At 43.7% G+C, this 5,447-nt stretch carries 4 protein-coding genes; 3 read left to right on the plus strand and 1 reads right to left on the minus strand.

Annotation, left to right across the window (positions count from 1 at the left end; genetic code table 11):
* The 3 genes from A3757_RS15135 to A3757_RS15145 all read left to right on the plus strand — a co-directional run.
* Positions 1–1,601, plus strand: a 1,601-nt coding sequence (locus A3757_RS15135) for a PrkA family serine protein kinase (protein ID WP_068739875.1), incomplete at its 5' end; no start/stop codon positions are given.
* Between the two features lie 113 nt (positions 1,602–1,714).
* Positions 1,715–2,989 carry a YeaH/YhbH family protein gene (locus tag A3757_RS15140; RefSeq protein ID WP_304438939.1) on the plus strand — a complete coding sequence of 425 codons (1,275 nt, stop codon included), beginning with the start codon at positions 1,715–1,717 and terminating at the stop codon, positions 2,987–2,989.
* The gene (locus A3757_RS15145) at positions 2,986–4,515 is read left to right on the plus strand and encodes a SpoVR family protein (protein WP_068514938.1); all 1,530 of its coding nucleotides are present in this window, start codon (positions 2,986–2,988) and stop codon (positions 4,513–4,515) included. Before A3757_RS15140 ends, A3757_RS15145 begins: the two co-directional genes overlap by 4 nt.
* A gap of 40 nt (positions 4,516–4,555) precedes the next feature.
* On the opposite strand, the gene A3757_RS15150 is transcribed toward A3757_RS15145, so the two are convergent.
* Positions 4,556–5,329 carry a ferredoxin--NADP reductase gene (locus A3757_RS15150; protein ID WP_068514934.1) on the minus strand — a complete coding sequence of 258 codons (774 nt, stop codon included), beginning with the start codon at positions 5,327–5,329 and terminating at the stop codon, positions 4,556–4,558.
* Between the last annotated feature and the right edge of the window lie 118 nt (positions 5,330–5,447).

A 5,447-nucleotide genomic window follows, 5' to 3' on the forward strand; every position in this document is an offset into this window, starting at 1 on the left:
TATTAGGTCCTGTGGGGGGCGGTAAGTCATCATTAGCAGAAAAGTTAAAAGCTCTGATGCAGAAAGCCCCCTTCTATGCCATCAAGGGCTCACCCGTAAATGAAAGCCCCCTATCCTTATTCGACCCAGATGAAGATGCAGATATCCTCGAAAAAGAGTACGGTATCGCAAATCGCTATTTGGGAAGCATTATGTCTCCATGGGCGGTTAAGCGGCTCCACGAATTCGGCGGCGATATCAGCAAATTTAGGGTAGTAAAAATCTGGCCTTCAATTCTGGATCAGATAGCCGTCGCTAAGACCGAGCCCGGAGATGAAAACAATCAGGATATCTCTTCATTAGTCGGTAAAGTGAATATCCGAATGCTCGAAGAGTACTCGCAAGATGACCCAGATGCCTACAGTTTCAGCGGCGGTCTATGTCTTGCTAACCAAGGTATTCTTGAGTTTGTAGAGATGTTTAAAGCCCCCATTAAAGTATTGCACCCACTACTTACTGCAACCCAGGAAGGTAATTACAATTCGACAGAGGGTATGAGCGCCATTCCGTTTGAAGGCGTAATCCTTGCCCACTCAAACGAGTCTGAATGGCAGTCTTTTAGAAACAATAAGAATAACGAGGCCTTTCTGGACCGTATATCAATCGTTAAAGTTCCCTATTGCCTCAAGGTAACTGAAGAGATAAAAATATACGATAAGCTACTTAAGAATAGCTCCTTAAATCAAGCACCTTGTGCCCCTGATACGCTGACTATGCTTGCGGAGTTCTCCGTTCTTTCCAGGTTAAGGGAACCTGAAAACTCCAGCATATTTTCGAAGATGAAAGTTTATGACGGCCAGAACATTAAGGACACAGACCCCAAAGCCAAATCGATTCAGGAATATAAGGACAATGCCGGGGTAAACGAAGGCATGGATGGTTTATCCACCCGCTTTGCCTTCAAGATACTATCCAAGGTATTTAACTTTGATACTTCTGAAGTTGCGGCAAACCCTGTACATCTACTTTATGTATTAGAGAAGCAGATTGAACAGGAGCAATTTCCACAGGAAGCGGCTGACAGTTATTTGCGTTTTATTAAGGAGTTTCTTGCTCCCAATTACGTTGAGTTTATTGGCAAGGAAATCCAGACCGCCTACCTAGAATCCTATTCAGAGTATGGCCAGAATATATTTGATCGTTATGTTACCTACGCCGATTTTTGGATACAGGACCAGGAATATCGAGACCCGGAAACCGGTGAGATATTTGACCGGGCCGCTATCAACGAAGAGTTAGAGAAAATCGAAAAGCCAGCAGGCATCAGCAACCCTAAAGACTTCCGTAACGAAATTGTTAATTTCATGTTGCGTGCACGTGCCAACAACAATGGGCAGAACCCCTCCTGGCAGAGTTATGAAAAACTTCGATCTGTCATCGAGAAGAAGATGTTTTCAAATACCGAAGACTTACTTCCTGTCATTTCATTTAATGCAAAAAGTTCAAATGAGGATAAAGACAAACACGAGCAATTTGTAGAGCGTATGGTTGAACGCGGTTATACCAAGAAACAGGTTCGCTTACTCGCGGAATGGTACTTACGCGTCCGTAAATCACAGTAGCAGAAGAAGGGTTTAAACCCTTCTTCCATACAATAGATTTAGCCAGAAGGTGCACCATTAAACCATAGCCATGGTCACCCCGAGCCACGCCGAAACCAGGATGTATTATGGGTATCAGTCACATCATTGATCGCCGACTTAATGGCAAGAATAAAAGCGCAGTGAATCGTGAGCGCTTTCTTCGCCGTTATCGCGAACATATCAAAAAAGCGGTTTCCGATGCAGTTGGAAAACGCAGCATTACCGATATGGAGCGCGGCGAAAAAATCAGCATCCCGAGCAAAGACCTCGACGAGCCGGTTTTTAATTCCGGACAAGGTGGCGTGCGCGAGGCAGTTAACCCCGGGAATAAAGAATTCAATACCGGAGACCAACTCCCCAGACCACCTGGTGGAGCCGGCGGAGGCGGTGCGGGTGAAGGAGAAGCGAGCGACTCTGGTGAAGGCATGGACGAGTTCGTCTTTCAGATATCTCAGGAAGAGTTTCTCGACTTTATGTTTGAAGACCTGGAGCTACCCAACCTGGTCAAAAAACAGCTGAAGGATACCACCTCATATAAATACCTAAGAGCAGGTTTTACCAATACCGGCAATCCCTCAAAAATTAATATCGTACGTTCTCTCAGAAAGGCCTATGGAAGAAGGCTAGCCCTCACAGGCAAGTCACGAGAAAAAATAAAAGAATTAGAGGAGCAGCTTAAAAAGCTAGACCCTGAAGACGATATTCAACATGCCCGAATCAAAGAGATAAAAGAAGAACTCACAAAGCTTAAAAAACGAATCAAAAACATCCCCTGGATTGATGAGTTCGACTTACGCTTTAACCAACATATAAAGCAACCCGTCCCAAGCACCAGCGCCGTTATGTTTTGCTTAATGGATGTTTCGGGCTCCATGACTCACATGCATAAAGACATCGCCAAACGTTTTTATATTTTGCTCTATATGTTTCTAAAACGAAATTATCAAAAAATTGAGGTTGTTTTTATTCGCCACCATACCAGCGCTAAGGAAGTGGACGAGGAGGAGTTCTTCTATTCACGGGAAACAGGCGGGACCATCGTTTCTAGCGCATTGGAGTTAACTAGAGAAATCATCCACAAGCGTTACCCTGCGTCAGACTGGAATATATACTGCGCACAAGCCTCCGATGGTGACAACTGGAGCGATGACTCACCCAAGTGCTCGAGGCTCTTGAAAGACGATATTCTACCTCTCGTGCAATATTTTGCTTACATTGAGATTACTAAGCTAGATCATCAAATGCTGTGGCATGAATATGAAAAACTGGCTAAGGAGTTTGAGGACTCTTTCGCCATGCAAAACATTAAAGACGAGAGTGACATCTACCCTGTCTTCCACGAATTATTTCAGAGGAAGCCGGCATGACAGATAAAGACAACAAACAAAATGAAGAGCGTAAAAAGAGTTATATTGCGACTGGCTCGGAATGGTCATTTGAACAGCTAGAACGCTTTGATGATGCCATTTCAGACATAGCAAAAGAATATAAGCTAGACACCTACCCTAACCAAATTGAAGTGATTAGCTCTGAGCAAATGCTCGATGCCTATTCCTCGGTCGGTATGCCTCTAGGCTATTATCACTGGTCTTACGGGAAACAGTTCCTACAAAACGAAAAAGGTTATAAGCGCGGCCAAATGGGGCTCGCCTATGAGATCGTTATTAACTCTAACCCATGTATCGCTTACTTGATGGAAGAGAATACCTTGATGATGCAGGCCTTAGTCATCGCGCATGCATCATATGGTCATAACTCTTTTTTCAAAGGCAACTACCTGTTCCGCACCTGGACCGATGCCAGCGCAATAATAGACTACCTTCTGTTCGCCAAAAACTATATTGCAAAGTGTGAAGGCCGTTATGGCGTCGATACCGTAGAAACCTTTCTAGACTCCTGCCACGCAGTAATGAATTACGGTGTTGACCGTTATAAGCGCCCTGCTCCTATATCAGCTGAAGAAGAATTGAAACGACAAGAAGAGCGCGAGTTCCATCTGCAGCAGCAAGTTAATGAGCTGTGGAGAACCATTCCTGTCAGCGGCGACAAAGAAGAAGCCGAGAAAGATCAACGCTACCCTGAAGAACCGCAGGAGAATCTGCTTTATTTCTTTGAGAAGAATGCCCCCATGCTTGCCCCATGGCAACGGGAAGTACTACGTATCGTGAGAAAAATTGCCCAGTATTTCTACCCGCAAAGACAAACTCAGGTAATGAATGAGGGTTGGGCAAGCTTTTGGCACTACACCATCATGAATACGATGTATGACAAAGGTTTGGTGAATGAAGGCTTTATTATCGAGTTCTTAAAATCACACACAGCGGTGGTCTATCAACCTCCCTTTGATAGCCAATGGTACAGCGGCATCAACCCTTATACGCTTGGTTTTGCCATGTTTCAGGATATCAAACGTATCTGCCAACAACCTACGGATGAAGATCGACAATGGTTCCCAGATATCGCGGGCACAGACTGGCTGGAAACACTCGATTTTGCCATGCGAAACTTTAAAGATGAAAGCTTTATCCTACAGTTCCTTTCACCTAAGGTAATTCGGGACTTAAAACTCTTCGCAATTCGTGATGATGACCAGCAGAGTCATTATGAAGTAACTGGAATACATGATGAGCAAGGTTATCGATATGTTAGAGAAAAGCTCTCTCAGCAATATAACCTGAGTATGCGCGAACCAGATATTCAGGTGTGGAATGTTGATTTAAGAGGAGATCGATCACTGACCCTTAGGCACACACCAAACAGCCGAGTCCCCTTGGGTAAAAGTACAGACGAAGTACTCAAGCACATACATCGTTTGTGGGGGTTTGACGTTCATTTATTTAGTGTTGAAGAAGGGCTGACAGTAGATGAATATCACTGCCCTCCCATCACGTAGCCGCCTGAAGACGAAGTCAATTAGTGAGTATTATTTAGGGCTAACTCTCGACAAAAGCTCTTTCGATTACGTAATGCCCGGCATTCCCCTGACGCGCTTCAACAAAGCCCATATCATCAAGTATACGACAAGTATCTTTAAGCATACTTGGGCTACCACAAATCATAAAACGATCATCATCAAGGTTTAACTCTGGTAGCCCTAAGTCTTTAACAAGCTTGCCACTCTCCAGCGCATCGGTAATTCGACCTTGAGTTTCAAACTCATCACGTGTCACGGTTGGGTAATAAATAAGCTTGTCTTTGATAAACTCACCAAAAAACTCATTTTCCGGAAGCTCCTTTTTGATTTGCTCTTGATAGGCCAGCTCTGAAACAAATCTCGTACCGTGCGTTAGAATTACTTTATCATATAATTCATAGGTTTCCGGATCCTTGATGATACTCATAAAAGGCGCCAAGCCAGTACCGGTACTAATCAAATATAGGTTTCTGCCAGGCAGTAAGTTATCAACAATCAAGGTGCCAGTCGGTTTTTTACTCAACAGTATCTGGTCCCCCACTTCTATTTTCTGAAGCTTAGATGTCAACGGACCATCAGGTACTTTAATACTAAAGAACTCCAGCTCTTCCTCATAATTTGCACTGGCAATACTGTAGGCACGCATCAAGGGCTTACCTTCGTGTTCAAGCCCCATCATAATAAAGTGGCCATTCTTAAAACGAAAAGACGGATCACGACTGGTCGTAAAGCTAAACAATGTTTCATTCCAATGCTTCACACTCGTGACAGTTTCTTTCATAAAGCCAGACATACGATTTCTCCAATTGAATTTAACTTGCCAGAAACAATACGCCCAACTAACATATCTGTAAAACAGGTTTATTATATATATTTATTCGGTTTTTCCGATTTATTAAACTAAGGCTTTA

This window comes from Oleiphilus sp. HI0117, assembly GCF_001635235.1.

Excerpts from the sequence above, each read along its gene's own strand:
- A3757_RS15145 (WP_068514938.1), top strand. The coding sequence starts at position 2,986 with ATGACAGATAAAGACAACAAACAAAATGAAGAGCGTAAAAAGAGTTAT.
- A3757_RS15150 (WP_068514934.1), bottom strand. The coding sequence starts at position 5,329 with ATGTCTGGCTTTATGAAAGAAACTGTCACGAGTGTGAAGCATTGGAAT.